The sequence below is a fragment of the Amycolatopsis sp. NPDC005232 genome (genome assembly GCF_040607795.1).
Taxonomy (GTDB): Bacteria; Actinomycetota; Actinomycetes; order Mycobacteriales; family Pseudonocardiaceae; genus Amycolatopsis.
In genome coordinates this window covers 1-17,349 of record NZ_JBEXHL010000060.1, presented here as the reverse complement: position 1 = coordinate 17,349, position 17,349 = coordinate 1, and the positions used below count along the sequence as shown (strand labels likewise).

Annotated in this window: 14 protein-coding genes; 4 read left to right on the top strand and 10 right to left on the bottom strand. The window is 71.8% G+C overall.

Going from position 1 to position 17,349, the window contains the following annotated elements:
- Positions 1 to 435: 435 nt before the first annotated feature.
- Entirely contained in the window at positions 436 to 1,638 is a 1,203-nt protein-coding gene (locus ABZU76_RS49400; RefSeq protein WP_354884776.1) for a histidine kinase, read from the top strand.
- Between the two features lie 335 nt (positions 1,639 to 1,973).
- Here ABZU76_RS49400 and ABZU76_RS49395 read toward each other — a convergent pair whose 3' ends face one another.
- The 6 genes from ABZU76_RS49395 to ABZU76_RS49370 all read right to left on the bottom strand — a co-directional run bounded on the left by ABZU76_RS49395 (position 1,974) and on the right by ABZU76_RS49370 (position 7,519).
- A complete protein-coding gene (locus ABZU76_RS49395) occupies positions 1,974 to 2,318 on the bottom strand; it encodes an RNA polymerase-binding protein RbpA (RefSeq protein WP_220238699.1) in 345 nt (114 codons plus the stop codon).
- A 95-nt stretch (positions 2,319 to 2,413) separates the two neighbouring features.
- A complete protein-coding gene (gene secG, locus ABZU76_RS49390; protein WP_220238698.1) occupies positions 2,414 to 2,644 on the bottom strand; it encodes a preprotein translocase subunit SecG in 231 nt (76 codons plus the stop codon).
- 118 nt (positions 2,645 to 2,762) lie between these two features.
- Positions 2,763 to 3,548, bottom strand: coding sequence for a triose-phosphate isomerase (gene tpiA, locus ABZU76_RS49385; protein WP_220238697.1), 786 nt, complete (start codon positions 3,546 to 3,548; stop codon positions 2,763 to 2,765).
- Positions 3,548 to 4,762: a phosphoglycerate kinase gene (locus tag ABZU76_RS49380; RefSeq protein ID WP_354884772.1), complete on the bottom strand. Its 1,215-nt coding sequence runs from the start codon at positions 4,760 to 4,762 to the stop codon at positions 3,548 to 3,550. The genes tpiA and ABZU76_RS49380 overlap by 1 nt, the downstream gene beginning before the upstream one ends.
- A gap of 5 nt (positions 4,763 to 4,767) precedes the next feature.
- Entirely contained in the window at positions 4,768 to 5,772 is a 1,005-nt protein-coding gene (gap, locus tag ABZU76_RS49375; protein ID WP_354884769.1) for a type I glyceraldehyde-3-phosphate dehydrogenase, read from the bottom strand.
- A gap of 571 nt (positions 5,773 to 6,343) precedes the next feature.
- Positions 6,344 to 7,519 carry a winged helix DNA-binding domain-containing protein gene (locus ABZU76_RS49370; RefSeq protein WP_354884766.1) on the bottom strand — a complete coding sequence of 392 codons (1,176 nt, stop codon included), beginning with the start codon at positions 7,517 to 7,519 and terminating at the stop codon, positions 6,344 to 6,346.
- 72 nt (positions 7,520 to 7,591) lie between these two features.
- Between ABZU76_RS49370 and ABZU76_RS49365 the strand changes: the two genes are divergently transcribed.
- On the top strand, positions 7,592 to 8,236 hold the full coding sequence (locus ABZU76_RS49365) for a LysE family translocator (protein WP_354884763.1): 645 nt from the start codon (positions 7,592 to 7,594) through the stop codon (positions 8,234 to 8,236).
- Here the strand turns inward: ABZU76_RS49365 and ABZU76_RS49360 are convergent.
- Genes ABZU76_RS49360 through ABZU76_RS49345 form a run of 4 tightly spaced genes read right to left on the bottom strand, consistent with a single transcriptional unit; the run spans position 8,233 to position 15,845 of the window.
- A complete protein-coding gene (locus ABZU76_RS49360; RefSeq protein WP_354884760.1) occupies positions 8,233 to 9,042 on the bottom strand; it encodes a TIGR03620 family F420-dependent LLM class oxidoreductase in 810 nt (269 codons plus the stop codon). The genes ABZU76_RS49365 and ABZU76_RS49360 overlap by 4 nt on opposite strands.
- A 38-nt stretch (positions 9,043 to 9,080) precedes the next feature.
- A complete protein-coding gene (locus tag ABZU76_RS49355; protein ID WP_354884757.1) occupies positions 9,081 to 13,559 on the bottom strand; it encodes a hypothetical protein in 4,479 nt (1,492 codons plus the stop codon).
- 10 nt (positions 13,560 to 13,569) lie between these two features.
- Positions 13,570 to 14,373 carry a hypothetical protein gene (locus tag ABZU76_RS49350; RefSeq protein WP_354884754.1) on the bottom strand — a complete coding sequence of 268 codons (804 nt, stop codon included), beginning with the start codon at positions 14,371 to 14,373 and terminating at the stop codon, positions 13,570 to 13,572.
- Positions 14,373 to 15,845: a hypothetical protein gene (locus ABZU76_RS49345; RefSeq protein WP_354884824.1), complete on the bottom strand. Its 1,473-nt coding sequence runs from the start codon at positions 15,843 to 15,845 to the stop codon at positions 14,373 to 14,375. Before ABZU76_RS49345 ends, ABZU76_RS49350 begins: the two co-directional genes overlap by 1 nt.
- A 77-nt stretch (positions 15,846 to 15,922) precedes the next feature.
- Between ABZU76_RS49345 and ABZU76_RS49340 the strand changes: the two genes are divergently transcribed.
- Positions 15,923 to 16,360: a PPOX class F420-dependent oxidoreductase gene (locus tag ABZU76_RS49340; RefSeq protein WP_354884751.1), complete on the top strand. Its 438-nt coding sequence runs from the start codon at positions 15,923 to 15,925 to the stop codon at positions 16,358 to 16,360.
- A gap of 69 nt (positions 16,361 to 16,429) precedes the next feature.
- Positions 16,430 to 17,041, top strand: a complete 612-nt coding sequence (locus ABZU76_RS49335; RefSeq protein ID WP_354884748.1) for a hypothetical protein — start codon at positions 16,430 to 16,432, stop codon at positions 17,039 to 17,041.
- Positions 17,042 to 17,349: the final 308 nt, after the last annotated feature.

The window sequence follows — 17,349 nt, the reverse complement described above, 5'->3', positions numbered from 1 at the left end:
CGCCGGTTCTCGAAGGCCGCCTCGGGTTCGCCCGGGGCGGCCTTTTTCTGTCTCCGCGCAGCCGCTTCGCGGCCCTGACCGTGGGTTTCCGGGCCCGCTCGACCGGCTGACGCGGGCCACCCGTAAGCGTGAAGATCATTCATGTGCCGAACGGAGCAGTGACCACTACTCCATCAAGCGGCTCACCAGTATGTGGGATCACCCGTAAGGTGAACGTAGGGTGTTGTGATCGACACGAGGTGACGTCAGACGTCTTCGCCTCACCCGATTGCCGTAGTGATGGAGATCAGACGACCAAAGTTGTGGGTCCGGGTGAAACTTACCGTCGTCACACGTCTTCTCGTTAGCATCCGCACATTTGTTGCCCGCCGCGCGTCCCGATCGGGTGTCCGGCGCATCTCATCATCAAGTCCACAAGACGAATGGGGTCGCCGCATGAGCACTGAGGGACTCTCGATTCCAGGAATCTCGATGGGCAGCCCCGGCGCGGGGGCCGCCGATCGGGTCCGGCGGTTCAGCCTGCGCGGTGCGTTCGCTTCGCTGCGCCGGCCGATCGCGACGACGGTCGGAGTTGAGGCCGTCGCAGTACTGCTGGCCGTGCTCGACGTGTGGCTGGTGATCCCGCCGAAGGCCCCGCCGTACTCGATCTACCTGTCGGCGGCCGCGTGTCTCGCGGTGGTGCTGCGGCGGAAGCTCCCGTTCCTCGCGGTGGTGCTCGCGGTGCCGGGGTTCCTCGCCGGATGGGCGCAGCTGGCGTCGATGATCACGCTGGGCACGCTCGCGACCAAGCGCCAGATCCACTGGCAGACGTGGGTCGGCGCCGGGCTGGTGTTCACCTGCCGGTTCGTGCAGTGGCCGCTGGACGACTTCGCGCAGCTCAGCTGGCGCGAGCACGTGCTCGACGGCATCTACGGCGTGCTCGTGGCGGGCATGCCCATCGCGATCGGCCTGCTGATCGGCGCCCGAGCGGAGATCTCCGCGAAGCTCGCCGAGCTGGCCAAGAGCCGCGACCGCGAACGCCGCTTCCACGCCGACGCCGTGCGCGCCGAGGAGCGCGCCCGCCTGGCCCGCGAGATGCACGACGTCGTCTCCCACCAGATCACCCTCATCGCCATGCAGGCCGGCGCGCTGCAGGCCCAGGCCACCGACGGCCCCTCGCTGCAGACCGCGCAGGTCATCCGTCAGCTCTCGACCCGCACGCTGGAGGAGCTGCGTTCGCTGGTGAGCGTGCTGCGCTCCGGCGCCGAGGACGACGGCCCGCGCCCCGGCATCGGCGAGCTGGACCACCTGATCCGCACCGCCGACGTCCCGGTCCACCTGACCGTCGAGCGCCTGCCGGACACCGTGCCGAGCCAGGTGTCGGCCGCCGCGTACCGCACCGTGCAGGAGTGCCTCACCAACGTCCACAAGCACGCCCCCGGCGCCACCGCCACCATCCGCATCCAGGGCGGCAGCGGCGCCCTGAACATCGAGGTCCGCAACGAACGCGCCGAACGCGCCGGCGAACACCTCCCCTCGGGCGGCCACGGCCTCACCGGCCTCGCCGAACGCGCCCGCCTCCTGGGCGGCAGCTTCGAAACCTCGGACACCGAAGACGGCGGTTTCCGCGTGCGGGCCAGGTATCCCCTGGACCGCTGACCCTCTGACCTTCCCCGGTCCCCCGTAGGTCGAAGGGGTGGCCCCAGCGCGCGCCGCGATCCGGCTGCGTCTGGGTGCCACCCCTTCGCCGCGTTCGGGGGTTTCCCGGGTGTGCACAACTCCCGCTCGCGGCCTCGAAGGGCTTGCCGGAGAAGAGGTTTCAACCCTGGCCCGCGCTCAGGCGACCGCACCGTACGGCGCCGAGCCACGAGCGCCCGCACCGGGAGCAGCCTCGCCACCAGTACTCAAGCCGGCGCCAAACCCCCGGAAACGCGAAAACCACCGGCCAGAGCCGAATCGAATCGGCCTGGTCGGTGGTTTCCGACAGGGAAAACCTAGATCAGTTCCCGGCGCTGACGCAGACGCTCGAGGGCCTCGGCGAGGATCGCTTCGCCGTCGGCGTCGCTGCGGCGCTCCTTGACGTACGCGAGGTGCGTCTTGTAGGGCTCGGTGCGGGGCGCGGCGGGCGGGTTCTGCTCGTCCTGTCCGCCGGGCAGACCGCAGCGCGGGCAGTCCCACTCGTCGGGGATTTCGGCCTCCATCGCGAACGACGGGCGGGCCTCGTGGCCGTTTGCACACCAATAGGAGATGCGGCGCCGCGGCGCCGACTCACCCCGCTCCGATTCGCCCGAAGGACCGGCACCCACCCGGGTGCCTCGAATCGCGTTACCGCCAACCATGAATCCTCACACCTAGGAATCGGCGGCGCGCCCCCCAATAGGCACGCCGATGCACACGGAGCCCCTGACTCGCCGGCCCCGAGCGGGGAGTCCGGTCAGACCTTGAGCAGCAGGCCGAGGCCCACGATGCTGATCAGCCAGATGGCACCCAGCAGCAGGGTGATCCGGTCGAGGTTCTTCTCGGCCACGCTCGAGCCCGAGAGGCTGGACTGCATACCGCCGCCGAACAGCGACGACAGACCGCCACCCCGGCCGCGGTGGAGCAGCACGGCCACGACCAGCAGCACGCTGGAGACGATCAACAAGATTTGCAGGAACAGCTTCATGTCATCCTCTGTGCTCTTCGGAGAATGCAGGGGTACGGCTCGAATATCACCGTACCCCTGGACTCGTCCACTGCTGTGTGACGGACCGGATACACAGGTTACCCGGTAGTGGCCTCGATCAGGGCAGGGGGCCACCCGCCGCGAGTGCGCAGAGTTTGGTGAACTCGTCACCATCGAGGCTCGCGCCACCCACGAGAGCACCGTCGATGTTCTCGCAGCCCACCAGCTCGCCCACGTTGCCCGACTTCACCGAACCGCCGTAAAGCACCCGAACGGCCGAAGCGACCTCGTCGCCGTACTTCTCCGCCAGCACCGTGCGGATGGTCTTGCAGACCTCCTCGGCGTCGGCCGGCGTCGCGACCTTGCCGGTGCCGATGGCCCACACCGGCTCGTAGGCCACGACGACGTCCTTGACCTGCTCGGCCTTGAGCCCCTTGAGGCCCTCGATCAGCTGGGTCGTCGCGTGCGAGTGGTGCTCGCCGGCCTCGCGGACCTCGAGCTTCTCGCCGACGCACAGGATCGGCGTGATCCCGTGCTTGACGGCCGCGCGCACCTTCTTGTTGACCAGCTCGTCGGTCTCGGCGTGGTACTCGCGCCGCTCCGAGTGGCCGATGGTGACGTAGGTGCAGCCCAGCTTCGCGAGCATCAGGCCCGACACGTCACCGGTGTAGGCACCGGAGTCGTGCGGGGACACGTCCTGCGCGCCGTAGGTGAGCGACAGCTTGTCGCCGTCGGTAAGGGTCTGCACGCTGCGGATGTCCGTGAACGGCGGCAGCACCGCCACGTCCACCTTCGCGTAGTACTTCTGCGGCAGCGCGAAGGCGATCTTCTGAACCAAGGCGATGGCCTCGAGGTGGTTCAGGTTCATCTTCCAGTTGCCGACGATCAACGGCTTGCGTGCCACTAGTGCTTCTCCTCCAACGCCGAAACGCCGGGCAGTTCCTTGCCCTCCAGGTACTCCAGGGAGGCGCCGCCGCCCGTGGAGATGTGGGAGAAGCCGTCCTCCGGCAGGCCCAGCTGCCGCACCGCGGCCGCCGAGTCACCGCCGCCGACCACGGTGAACGCGTCGCTCTTCACCAGCGCCTCGGCCACGGCACGGGTGCCGCCCGAGAACGCCTCGAACTCGAACACGCCCATCGGGCCGTTCCAGAACACGGTTGCCGCGTCGGCCAGCTTGCTCGCGAACAGCTCGCGGCTCTCCGGGCCGATGTCGAGGCCCTGGCGGTCGGCCGGGATGGCCGTGGCGGCCACGACCTCCTGCTCGGCGTCGGCCGCGAACTCGGTGGCGGCCAGCACGTCGACCGGCAGCACGAGCTCCACACCGCGCTTCTCCGCCTCGGCGAGGAAACCCGACACCTGGTCCAGCTGGTCGGCCTGCAGCAGCGACTGGCCCACCTCGTGGCCCTGGGCCTTGAGGAAGGTGTAGGCCATGCCGCCGCCGATGAGCAGGCGGTCGACCTTCGTCAGCAGGTTGGCGATCACGCCGAGCTTGTCCGACACCTTCGCGCCGCCGAGCACCACCACGTAGGGGCGCTTGACGTCGTCGGTGAGCTTCTTCAGCACGTCGAGCTCGGCCAGCACGAGGCCGCCCGCGTACGCCGGCAGCACCGCGGCGATCTCGTAGACCGAGGCCTGCTTGCGGTGCACCACGCCGAACCCGTCGGACACGAACGCCCCGCCGGGAACGAGCGCGGCCAGCTCGGCGGCCAGCTCGGAACGGTCCACGGCGTCCTTGCTGGTCTCGCGCGCGTCGAAGCGCACGTTCTCCAGCAGTGCGACGCCGCCGTCGGCGAGACCGCCGACGAGCGCCTTGGCCGAGTCGCCCACGAGGTCACCGGCGAGCGGGACCTCAGTGCCGAGCAGCTCGCCCAGCCGCTTCGCGACGGGCGCGAGCGTGTACTTCGGGTCGGGCTCGCCCTTGGGGCGGCCCAGGTGCGCCGTGACGACGACCTTGGCGCCCGCGCCGACGAGCTTCTCGATCGTCGGCAGGGCCGCGCGGACGCGGCCGTCGTCGGTGATCCGGTCCCCGTCGAGCGGGACGTTCAGGTCGCTGCGTACGAGTACGTAGCGGCCCTGAACACCCTCGCTCAGCAGGTTTTCGAGGTTCTTGACCGTCATCGGGTTCAGGAGAGCTTCGAACCGACGAGCTTGACCAGGTCGGCGAGGCGGTTGGAGTAGCCCCACTCGTTGTCGTACCAGCCGACGACCTTGACCTGGTTGCCGATGACCTTGGTCAGCGGCGCGTCGTAGATGCACGACGCCGGGTCGGTGACGATGTCGGCCGACACGATCGGGTCCTCGTTGTAGCGCAGGTAGCCCGACAGCGCGCCCTCGGCGGCGGCCTTGTACGCGGCGTTGACCTCTTCGAGCGTCGCCGGCTTGGTCAGCGTGACGGTGAGGTCGGTGGCCGAGCCGGTCGGCACCGGGACGCGCAGCGCGTAACCGTCGAGCTTGCCCTGCAGCTCCGGCAGCACCAGGCCGATGGCCTTCGCGGCACCGGTGGAGGTCGGCACGATGTTCATCGCGGCGGCGCGGGCGCGGCGCAGGTCCTTGTGCGGCGCGTCCTGCAGGTTCTGGTCCTGCGTGTACGCGTGGATGGTGGTCATCAGGCCCTGCTCGATGCCGAACGCGTCCTGCAGGACCTTGGCCAGCGGGCCGAGGCAGTTGGTGGTGCAGGAGGCGTTGGAGATGATGACCTGCGAGCCGTCGTACTTGTCGTCGTTCACGCCCAGCACGATGGTCAGGTCCTCGCCCTTGGCGGGCGCGGAGATGATGACCTTCTTGGCGCCGCCGGCGATGTGGGCCTTCGCGGCGTCGGCGTTGGTGAAGAAGCCCGTCGACTCGACGACGACGTCCACGCCCAGGTCGCCCCACGGCAGGTTCGCCGGGTCGCGCTCCGCCAGGGCCTTGATGGTCTTGCCGTCGACGACGATGCCGTCGTCGCTCAGGCTGACCTCGCCCGGGAAGCGGCCAAGGATGGTGTCGTACTTGAGCAGGTGGGCCATCGTCGCGACGTCGCCGAGGTCGTTGAACGCGACGACCTCGATGTCGTGACCGCTCGCCTTCACGGCGCGGAAGAAGTTGCGGCCGATCCGGCCGAAGCCGTTGACACCTACGCGAACGGTCACTGCTGCCACTCCTCTTGTCGTGATCACTGCTGTGTGCATTCGAACCGGGGCCCACGCCCCGGAAGACTTCCGGGCTCGGCGCAACCCTAGCGTGCGGGCACGGCCGACCCTGACTGCCCCGACGAGACTTCCACCACTGCGCCGAACCGTCAAGAATCGATTAAGAAGCCAGCTCACGAGCTTGCGACAGGAAAACCGGCGGTGTCACAGGAGGGGGTGCGGACCACGCGCTTGATCGGTCTTGGTGCCGCGGTTCACGCGGTGGCCTGACGGGTGGTGGAGTCCGGAAGGTCGGGATCAGAGTGGGCGGGTCCGGGCGCGTCGTGAGCGGGATGCGCGGGGTGCTGCCTCCGGCAGCGGCCGCGCCTCGCGGGTGCGGCCGGGCTCGCCAAGGAGTCGAGACCGGCCGGGCATCGGTCACGAGCGCGGCGGGTCGCCGCGGAAACCGGGGGTTGCGGCCGCCCGGCTCAGCCGTTGTCGACGGCCGGGCCCCGTAGCTCTCGGGCGCTTCGCGAGGTGACCCGTCGAGCCGGCGGTGATGCCCGGACGGCCGGGCTGCTCGTCGGCGTGCTCACGTGGACAGCTCGCGTTCGGCCGGGGTGCGGAACTTCGGCACCACGCGCGTATCCCCCAGCCACGTCGTCAGGCGGGCGGCTTCGGCTTCCAGGGCTGCCGCCCGGTCGGCGCCGACGTCCTCCAGGAGGCGCAGCACGACCTCGCCGGTCGGGCGCTGGGCCCAGGCGCCGACGACGCGGCCGTCGCACCAGGCGGTGGGGCCGATGTTGCCGCTGCGGTCGAAGAGGGCGGGGCGGTGGGGGCCGAGGTACCAGTCGCGGGCGGACCAGCCCATGGGCGTCGGGTCGAGGGCGGGGAGGAGGGCGACCCAGGGCGCCGGTTCGGGGACGGGCTCGAGGTCATCGGGCAGGACAATGCCGGGTTCGCCGTCGAGGTCGACCTCGGCAGGGGCGACGGCGGTGAGGGCCTGTTTGGTCTGGCCGGCCGTCCAGCCGGTCCACCAGCGCAGGTCGGCGACGGGTGCCGGGCCGAAGGCGCGCAGCCAGCGCCGTGCGAGTTCGGCACGGGCGTCGGCGGGCGGGACCGGGGGCAGGCCGCCGGGGAGCCAGCCGTCGAGCGGGGCCCAGTGGTACTGCGTGCTGAGCCAGCTGCCGCGCGGGCGCCCGCGCACGATGCGGCCGTCGACGGCGAGCTGGAAGAGCACGCGGCTGGTGACGTTGCCGATCGCCGCGTACGGCTTGCCCTTGGCCATGTGGAGCTGCTGGCGCAGGCGCGGTTCGTCGTCGACCAGGTCCTGCGCGGTGGCGGATCCCCTGGCGCGCAAGGCTTTCTCGACGCTCGCGGCGACGTCGGCGAGCCAGCTCGGTGGATCCTCCACATTGGTGGGATGCCCGACCGTGCCGAGGTGCTGTTCGAGCAGTTTCCGTTGCTTCACGGCGATATCGCTCGCGCAGCCGGCCTGGACGAGCGCGGCCGTGGCCACCTCGGTGACGAACACCGTGCGGCGCATGCCGAGGAGCCGCAACAACGTGCGGTCTTCGTACAGCGCGCGCTCGACATCGGCCACGCCCACTTCCGGCACCCGCGCCCACGCGGCGAGGAACACCGAAGCCGGGTCGGTCGCGTGCAGGGCGACGACCCCGCCGGCGGCCTCCTCGACGGTGGCCGCGGGAGCCGCGAGGTGGTGGCGCACGCCGAGCCGGGCGCGGCGCTGCGCGAGGGAGATCTTCACGCGCTCGTTGTACCAGCGGGGTCCGACAAAAACGTCTCGTCCCGACCCGGCCGCGCGTTCTACGCTCGGGAGATGGTCACGCCTGCGCACTTCGCGGCCTTCGCCGCCCTGACGTTCCTCATGGTCGTGGTCCCCGGGCCCAGCGTGCTGTTCACCATCAGCCGCGCGCTCACCGTGGGCCGCCGCGACGCGCTGCTCACCGTGCTGGGCAACGCCACCGGCGTCTACATGCAGGTGGTGGCCATCGCGTTCGGGCTGGGCGCGGTCGTCACGACGTCCGCCACCGTCTTCACCGCGATCAAGCTCGCGGGCGCGCTCTACCTCGTCTACCTGGGCGTGCAGGCGATCCGCAAGCGCCGCAAGCTCGCCGACGCCATGGCCGCGGCCGTGCGCACCACCCCGGGCCGCACGGTGACCGTGCTGCGCGACGGCTTCATCGTCGGCTTCGCGAACCCCAAGTCCATTGTCTTCCTGGCCGCGCTGCTGCCCCAGTTCGTCGCCCCGGCCGCCGGCTCGGTGCCCGCGCAGATGCTGCTGCTCGGCCTCTGCCTCCCGGTGATCGCGCTCGCGTCGGACACCGCGTGGGCCCTGGTCGCCGGCACGGCCCGCACGTGGTTCACCCGCTCACCCCGCCGCCTCGAACTCGTCGGCGGCACCGGCGGCCTGGTGATGATCGGCCTCGGCACGACGCTCGCGTTCACCGGCCGCAAGGACTAACCCAGCGCGGCCACCAGGTCGCCGTGCCACGATTCGGGCAGGCCGTCCAGCGACACCACCACCTGGTCGGCACCCGCGGCCCGGTACTCGCGCAGCCGGGCAATCACCGTGTCGAACGAGCCGTGGACGGTGACCCCGTCGACGAGGCGGTCGGACAGGTCGGCGACGTCGGCGGGGGTGAAGCCCATGCGGCGGAAGTTGGCGGCGTAACCCGGGACGCCGGCGAGGAAGCGCAGCGAGCCGCCGCGCACGAGGTCGCGGGCGCGGGCCGGGTCGGGCTCCGCGACGACGGTGACCAGCACCGCCAGGCGCGTGCCGGCGCCGAGCAGCTCGCGCGCGGAGGCGACGTAGTCGGGCGTCACGAGGAACGGGTACGCGGCCGAAGCGCGGTCGCGGGCCAATTCGAGCATGCGGGGGCCCAGAGCGGACAGCACGCGCCCTGAAGCGGGGACCGCGGTGTCCAGCTCGTCGAGGTACGCCGTGAGCGTCGCGAGGGGACGGGGGCCGTGGGCGCCGCCGAGGCCGGGCAGCCAGCGGCCGGGGTGCGTGGCCGCCAGCGCCCGGTACACCGTCGCCACCTCGGCGGCCGGGACCTGGTCCACGGAGAGAATCCCGTTGGCCACGGTGATCCGCCGGGTCGCGCGGACAAGATCCGGGACGAGCGCCAGGTTGTCGCCTTGGCCGCCCGGCATCCACAAGGTGGAGTAGCCGAGGTCCTCCAGCCGCACGGCCGCGGCGATCGCGGCCGCCGAGTCCGTGGTGTCGAACGCCGGTATCGCCGCACCCAGTGGGCCCAGTTCGCTCATGCCGGGGGCAACTCCCCCGGCCTCGGCACTGTTCCGCGTCACGCGGGTTGTTCGTCCACAGCGGAATCCTCGGCCGGCTCGGAGACCGGCTCACTCACCTTCGCGAACATCCGCGTCGCCGAGAGGCGGGCCACCCCGTCCGGCTCGCCGAGGTCCTCCAGGGAGTTGCGGACGGTCGAGTCCACCGACAGGTACTTGCGCCCGGCGCGCAGGTCGGCGTCGTTGCGCAGGCGGACGATGAGCGGGAACTCCGCGAGCGCGCCGGCGTCGAACAGGCCCGTCGTGTAGATCAGCTGCACGCCCAGCGCCTCCGCGACGGCGCGCTGCAGCTCCAGCAGGTAGCCCGCCGACGCGCGGCCGATCGGGTTGTCCAGGAACAGCACGCCGGAGTGGCGGTTGCGGGCCTTGCCGCGGTTGTTCGCGCGCAGCGACGCGAGCGTGCAGTACAGGATGATCGCCGCGGTGAGCTGCTGGCCGCCGGAGAACACGTCGCGGATCTCCGACACACGCTGACGCTCGGTGCGCAGCACGGAGTCCGGCTTCAGCATGTCGACGCGGAAACCCTTGGGCGCGGACACCTGCACGCCGCGCAGCACGAGCGAAAGGCCGTCGCGCTTCACGTCGCGGCCGTCGGCCGTCTTGCCCACCGCGGCCTCGTCCACGACCTCGCCGAGCTTCTCGGCCAGCACGTTGTCCTCGAGCTCCGTGAAACGGATGCGCAGGAACTCCTGGCCCGACCAGTCGCCGAGGCCGTCGGGCAGCCGCGACACGCGCTGGGCCGAGCGCAGGGTGCGCAACGCGCCGTCGACCATGCCCTGCAGGCGCGTGATGATGCCGCCGCGGTGCCGGTCGATCTGGGCGAGGTCGTCGGTGAGCGTGCGCAGCCGCGGCCGCAGCGCCTCGGCCCATTCGGCCGCGTGGCCCGGCAGCTGGTCGCGCTTCACGGCGATCACCTGCTGGCGCACGGGCGTGCTCAGCTTTTCGAAGCGCTTCTCCGTGGCGTACTGCGCCAGCTGGTCGGCGGCCGCGCGCACCCGGCGGTCGCCCGCGTCGGCGGCTTCCTGCGCGGTCATCAGCACGGTGTTCAGCTGCGAATGCTTGGTGCGGGCCGATTCCACGTCACCGTCGTACGCCTCGGCCGGGTCCTCCGGCAGCAGGTGCGCGAGCGATTCGCCGAGCAGCCCGAAGCCGGACGCCGACGCCTTCGCCGCGTCCAGCGTCGCCTCCGCCGCCGCGCGCCGCTCCTGCAGCTCTTCCCACGTGCGCGCCGCCGCCGAAACCTCCAGCGAAGCGGCGTCGATCAGCTCCAGGCCGTGCTCGATGTCGCGGGGCCGCTCGGCGGGCGAGGCCGCGCCCGTCTGCAGCGGCAGCACGTCCAGCTCCGCCCGCCGCGTGGACACCTGCCCGATCGCCTCGGTGCGGTCCTCCTCGACGGAGTCGACAACGCGGCGCGCGCGGGCCAACGCGGCGGCGCGAGCCGAAGCGTCCGAGCCGTCCGGTGTCTCCAGCAGCTCCGCCGCCCGCGTGCGCACGGCTTCGTCCAGCGCTTCGAGCGCCGAGCCCGCCGCGGCTTCCGCCGACTCGGCCTGCTCCAGCTCCGCGCGCAGGTCGCTCCCGACCTCCACCTTCGCGTAGGCCTCCGAGGCTGACGCGAACGTCCTCCGCAGCGCATCCACGGGCTCGGCCGGCGCCTCGGCGTCCTCGGTCACCTCCGCCGCCCCCGGGACTTCGGCCAGCTCCGACCGCGCGGTAGTCGCCGTGCGGCGGTGCCCGTCCGCGGTCCGCTGCTCCTCCCCCGCCTGCTCGCGCAGCCGCGCCGCGCGAGCCGCCGCGTCGGCCGCCGTGGCCTCGGCGCGCTCCGCGATCTCCGTGGCCCGCTCGACTTCCTCGGTCCACTCGGCGACGCGCGTGGCCCGGGTCGTGAGCTCACCCAGCCGGCGGGCCTTCTCCTCGCCCTCGGCCACAGCCAGCCGCAAAGCCGGCACGCGCTCGCGCAGCGCCGCCGCTTTTTCGCTCAGCCGCGCGAACTCCGCCTCCGCCTGCCCGAGCGCGGTCTGCCCGGTTTCCCTTGCCACACGGGCACTTTCGGCCTGCTCCGCGAGCGTGGCGATCGCCCCGGCCGGGTAGTCCTCGCGCCAGGTCGTGAGCTTCCACGTGAGCGCGCCGTCGGTGGCGAGCGCGCCGGCGAGCTGCTCCAGCCGCCGCTGGCGTTCGGCGTGCCGCAGTGCCACGGCCTCGCGTTCGGTGTCGGCCGCTTCCTCGTCGTACATCGCCGGGTTCGGCGGCACGAGGAACTCCACGCCCGCCGCGGCCTCGCCGTCGTCGCTCTGGAACGCCTCCGTGGTGCCGACCGCGATCACCGCACTGGGCAGCAGCCGCCCGGCGGCCAGCACCTCACGCGCCCGCGGCACCTGCGCGGCGTCGTTCAGCAGCACGCCCGCGACGAGCTGCGGCAGGCGCTCCAGCACGTCGGCGCGGCGGCCGGCGTCCAGTTTGGACAGGTAGCGCCAGCCGGACCACGCCGTGATCCCGGCTTCTTCCAGGGCGTCCAGCGCGGCCTGCACGTCGTGCGGCGGCGGGAGCAGCCCGCCGGAGCCGAGCGCGGCCAGCGCACGCTCGTCGGCCGACTCCTCCATCCGCAGCGCCGTCTGCTCCTTCTCGACGGCCGCGCTCGCTTCCCGAAGCCGTTGCAGCAGAACAGGAAGGTCGCTTTCCAGGCGCACGTCGTCGGCGCCGAGCAGCTCGACGAGCCGGGGTTCGACGGCGAGCGCGTCCGTCCGGCGGTGCGCCCGGTCGAGGTCCTCTGCCGCGCGCACCAGACGGTCCTGAGTGGACCCGGCGAGCTGGTTCGCCTCGTTCACGGCCCGTTGCGCCGCCTGCAGATCCTCCGCCGCGCGGTCGAGCTCCTGCTCACGCCGGCCCAGCTCGGCCGCCGACTCGTCGGCTTGCCCGCGGGCCGCGCGCGAAGCTTCCGTGACGTCCGCGCCGGCCGCCAACAGTCCACTTCGGACCGACGTCGAGATTTCCTCGCGCAGCTCGGCGATCCGCGACGACAGCCCGCGCGCCTCGGCTCGCCGAGACGCCGCCAGGTTCGCGGCCTCGTCCCGATCGGTCTGCGCCTTCTCCGCCTCCACACGCAAAGCGCCGGCGTGGGCCTCGGCCTTGTCCGCCTGGCGCTGCGCGTCGCGGGCCAGCGCCGTGAGGCCACGCGCCAGCGCCGACGCCGCGGAGTTGCGAGCCGCCAGCGCGGGCTTCGCCTTCTCCTCGCGGTTGCCGACGAGCTCACGCAGGTCCTTCGCCTTGCGGGAGGCGTTCAGGTGGTTCAGCACGGTCGCGGTCTCGCGCCACGCCTCGGCCGCCGTCTTCGCGTCGGCGAGCTCGGCGTCCACGCGCTGGCGCGCTTCCTGCGCCTCCTCCAGCCGCAGCACGGCCACGAGCCGCCGCAGCTCGGTCACGCCCGCGGCGAGCCGGCGGTGGTCGCCCTCGGCCAGCTTCTCCGCCGACTTCACCTCGTCGACGTGTTCTTCGAGCCCGGACAGCCGCGCGTTCTCCAGCTCGTTGCGCGCGTGGATCCGGCCGGCGAGCTCACGCAGGTCGGCGCGGGCCGACTCGGCGATCCGGCGCGACGCGACGGCCACGCACTCCTCGTCGGCGAGCGGGCCGAGCAGCTCGAGCGCGCCCTCCACGAAGTCCTTCTCCGCCAGCAGATCGCCGCGCTGCGCGAGGTTGTGCGCATACGTCGACACGACCTCGGCGAGATCCTTCGGCTCGTCCTCCGACAGCACTGCACGCAGCAGGAACTCCACGAACGCCTCGTCGGTGGAGAACTGGAACGCGTCGGCCGCCTCGCCCTCGCCCGCGTTCATCGCGCGCTGGTAGCGGAACAGCTCGGTGTCGAGGCCGAGCGAGTCGAGCCGGCCGGTCCACTCGTGGTGGCGCCGCGTCCAGGACAGCTCCAGCTCCGGCTCGGCCATGGCCGCCGCGGCGATCCGGTCGTGGAAGCCGGACATCGTGAGCAGCCGGCCGTCCGCGGTCAGCGGCAGCGAGTCGAGGCCGAGCTCCTGCGTGGGGCGGAAGCAGTACCAGGAGTCCACGAGGTTCTCCGAGTCCGCCGACGTCACGTGCCCGCGCCACTCCGAGACCTTGCCGGTGATCACGCGGTGCCCGGTCTCCACGTGCAGCCACTCCAGCGCCACGTGCGAGACGTCCTTGGCCGCCACGAACTTCTCCAGCACCTTCGTGCTCGTGGTCCCGACCACCTGGCGGCGGCCGGGCAGCATCACGGAGAAGATCAGCTTGATCAGCACCGACTTGCCACCGCCGTTCTCCAGGAACAGCACGCTCGCGGGCGAGGGCCGGCGCACCGGTCCCCCGGCGTGGATGCCGGCGCTGAACAGCGCGTCCTGCTTCGGCGCGGTGATGGTGGCGCCGACGCCGCTGAAGTCCAGCACCACGTCCTGGTAGCGGGCGCCCGCGGGGCCCACCGAGTGCAGGCGGACCCGCGAAAGCTCGTACATCGAATCCCCTCTACTGCAACGTGTCCGAAGAGGCCGCGCGCAGCGTTCCCCCCGCGCTCGCGACCGCGACGACGTCGAGCGCGAGCAGGTCGTCGAACGCCGCGTCGGCGGCCAGCTCGCGCACCTGGATCTGATACCGCGGCGTGGTGCGGTAGGTGCCGCCCTGCTCGTCGCTCACCGGCACCAGGAAGCCCTGGTCGGCGAGGAACCGCAGGGCGCGCGCGACCATGCCCCGGGTGGTGTCGGCGGCCATGCGGCCGTCCTTCGTGGCCGCCGCGGCCGGGCGCCGGGCGTAGGCGCGCCACGCCTGCTCCAGCTCCGGCGCGTCGGCCAGCGGGTCGTTGTTGGCCTCGGCCTGCTGCGCGCGCTCGTCGAGCATGCGCGCGGCCTCGCGGACCATCGCGTCGACCTGCTCCACGCTCACGCGGCCGATGTAGGTGTCGTTGGCGAGGTCGTCGGGCCGCGGGTAGGCCAGCGCCGCGGCGGCGAGGTGGATGAGGCCGTGGATGACCTTCTCCGTCTCGCGGCGTTCGCGGATCTTGGCCTGGCGCGCGTAGCTGTCCATCTTGATCTCGAAGATCGACTCGTCGACGGCGGCCAGCACGGCGCCCGCCTGCTGGTTGACCTCCAGCACCATCAGCCCCAGGCCCGACGCGACGGCGTGCGCGAGTGCCTTGAACGCGTTGTCCTCGGCGTAGCGGCGCACCAGCTCGCCGTAGACGACGTCGCGGGCGGGCAGCTGCTTCGGGCGCATGCCGAACGCGACCAGGCGCGCGGCGGCCTCGGCGTCGACACTCGTGTGGGTCACGGGCATCAGGCGACCTCCTCGCTGTCTTCGGTGTTCTCTTCGGCGCGTTCGACCTCGGCGGTGGACAGCAGCAGGTCGGCGCCGCCGAACTCGGGGTCGACGAGCAGCGTGCCGTCGTCGACGGCCAGCAGCACGTGGCGTTCCCCCTGGCGGCGCGCGGCGCCGACCTCGGGACTGTAGGCGTGCAGGGCGCGCAGCGCGACCAGGGTCGCCAGACCGGGTTGCTTCGTGCGGCGCGCGTCCTCCAGCAGGCCCGACAGGCGGCGCGGCACGTCGGGCAGGTCGAGCAGGTCGTCGGCGAGGCGCCACACGTCGTCGCCGAAGCGGTCGGTGTCCTCGGCCGGCATCAGCTCGGGTTCGGGGATCTCGCCGACGAGCTGGTCGCGCTCCGGTGCGGGCCGCAGCAGCAGCGAGACGAGCGAGGACAACGCGGGCACCGCGGGCGGCGTGATGCCCGCGACAGCGTGGAAGAAGTGCTCGGCGGGCGCGAGGGCGTCGGCCAGCGGCAGGCCGAGCGTCGGGACGAGCAGCTGGCCGAACAGGTCGATCGTCGCGCGCTGCGGCGGGCCGGAGAACTGCTGGCGGTCCTGCTCGGCGCGGAACACGGCGCCGGCGGCGGCCAGGCGCGACTGCAGGCGTGTGTGGCGGCGGATGCAGTCGGCGACGATGTCGACGAGCTCGGCCGCGCGCCGCTTGTGGTCCAGTTCCTCGGACTCGTCGCGCGCGGTGGTGATGTTCTTGAGGATCGCGTTCTCCGCGCGGAAGCGGGACTCGATGTGCCCGAGCGCGGAGTCGATCAGGTCCGGCACCTCGAGCTCCCAATCGACGGCGCGCACGTCGCGGCGCGTGGCGTCGAGCTTGGCACGCAGGGTCTCGCCGTACTGCACGGTGCGGTAGCGCGCCTGCTCGGCGGCGAGCTTCGCGTCGGCGAGCCGGCCGCGGTTGATCAGGTTCTCGAGCTTCACCTCGGCCGCGATCTGGGCCGACTCGACGTCGGTGTCCAGCGCGCCGACGAGCACGTTGATGGCCTCGTCGGTGGCGCGCAGGTAGACCTCGCCGTCCGGGGCGGCCAGCTCGACGAGCAGCTTGAAGTCGAACTGGCGGCGCTGGTAGCCGCCGGGGCCCATCGAGCCGTAGACGCGCCGGAAGCCGCGGTCGGTGGTGCCGACGTTGATCAGGTTGTCGAGCACCCACTTCGCCACGCGCACGTGCTCGAACGGTGTGCGCGAAGGCGCCTGCTGCGAGATGAACGGGAGCAACCGGTCGATGACCTGGTCGTGGCCCGCACCCGTGTCGAAGTCCATGGCGATGGTTACTTGGTCGATGGTGTGCAGCGCGATCTCGGCCATCTGATAGATCGTCGCGTCGGCCCAGTCGAGCTTGGCCTTGCGCGCGTCGAGGTCGTGCAACGGCGCGGTGCACGCGAGCGCCTTCAGCCGGCGGGTCAGCCCCTCGTCGGCCAGGCCCGCTAACCCCATCTCGTCGTCTCGCACAGCAGGCCAGGCTAGTCGGACTGCTCAGGCGCCCGCACACGCGGACGGCTAGCGTGACCCACATGCGTGAGATGAGCAGGGCCGAGTGGTGGGCGTTCGCGACCGAAGGCACGCGGACGGGGATGCTGGGGATCGTTCGCGCCAACGGGGCCCCGATCGTCACGCCGATCTGGTTTCTGCTGAACGAGGGCCCCGACGGTGACGAAATCGTGTTCACCACGGGCACGGACACGCTGAAGGGCAAGGCGCTGCGCCGCGAGCCGCGGCTGTCGCTGGCCGTCGACGACCAGAAGCCGCCGTATTCCTACGTGCAGTTCACGGCCGAGGCGACGCTGCACCACGACCTCGACGAGATGCTCGAATGGGCGACCCGGCTCGGCGGCCGCTACATGGGCGCGGACCAGGCCGAGGCGTACGGCAAGCGCAACGCCGTGCCGGAGGAATCGCTCGTTCGGGCGAAGATCACGAAGGTGATCGCGCGGGCGGACATCGCGGGCTGAAGTTCTCGTCTCGCTTCCTCGCGGGTCACGCCGGCCAAACCGGTTGACCGGGCGGAGAAACTGATCGGCGTGAACGGCCGATGGACGCTGGCCCTGCCCGAAGACCTCGACGACTTCGCCTGGTTGGAAGCCGCGGACCGAGGTGTGCTGCTGCACGTCGCCCTCGACCACGCCGGGCGCCGGTTCCCGGCGATCGTCTACGACCCGTACCGGATCGTCCAGGACGCCGACCTCGTGAACGAGTCGGCGCCGTTCTACGAGCCGAATGTCGTCCTGGTGCCGGAAGTGAGCAGGGAGCAGGTCGCGCAGGCCGGTGATCGGCTCGCGCGCAGCGGTGACCTGGACTGGTTGCTGCGACTCGGCCCCGGGCCCGAGTCGACCTGGTCGCTCGACGTGCCGGCCGGCGCCGACTGGACCCGGATCGGCGAGCTCGGCACCCTGTCCGCCTCGCTGCGGTACGGCGAACGCCGGTTCCCGGTCACCTTCCACGACCTGCGGCGGCTCGCCGAGGCGGTCGGGTGGGACGACCTCGACGACCTCGTCCACCGCCGCAAAGAACCCCGGCCCGTCGAGTTCTCCGAGAAGAACTTCATCGTGATCCCCGCGTTGACGAAGGACGCCGCCGAGCAGGCGGTGGCGGAGCTGGGCCGCCGCCGAGAGTTCGCGTGGCTGCTCGGCTGATCCCCGATGCGGGCCGGTCGGTGCTGGCGAGCGGTCGGGTTGACGGACAGTGATCGAGCGGTCCGGTATTGACACCAGCCCGTCCGGGATGGTGTCATTTCTTCCAATAGATAGGAAAGTTTCCTAACTATCAACCTCGACCAGTCCCCGACCACACCCGGCACCTCCCCGCTCCGGCCGCACCACCGCCGCCGGACCCCCTGTCCCGCAGGGGTTCCCTCGGCGCGACGACCCTCGGCGGCGCGCACTCGTGCCGGAACCCCAGGACTGCGCCAGGGGTGACCGGAGCGGCGCCGGTCACCCCTGGC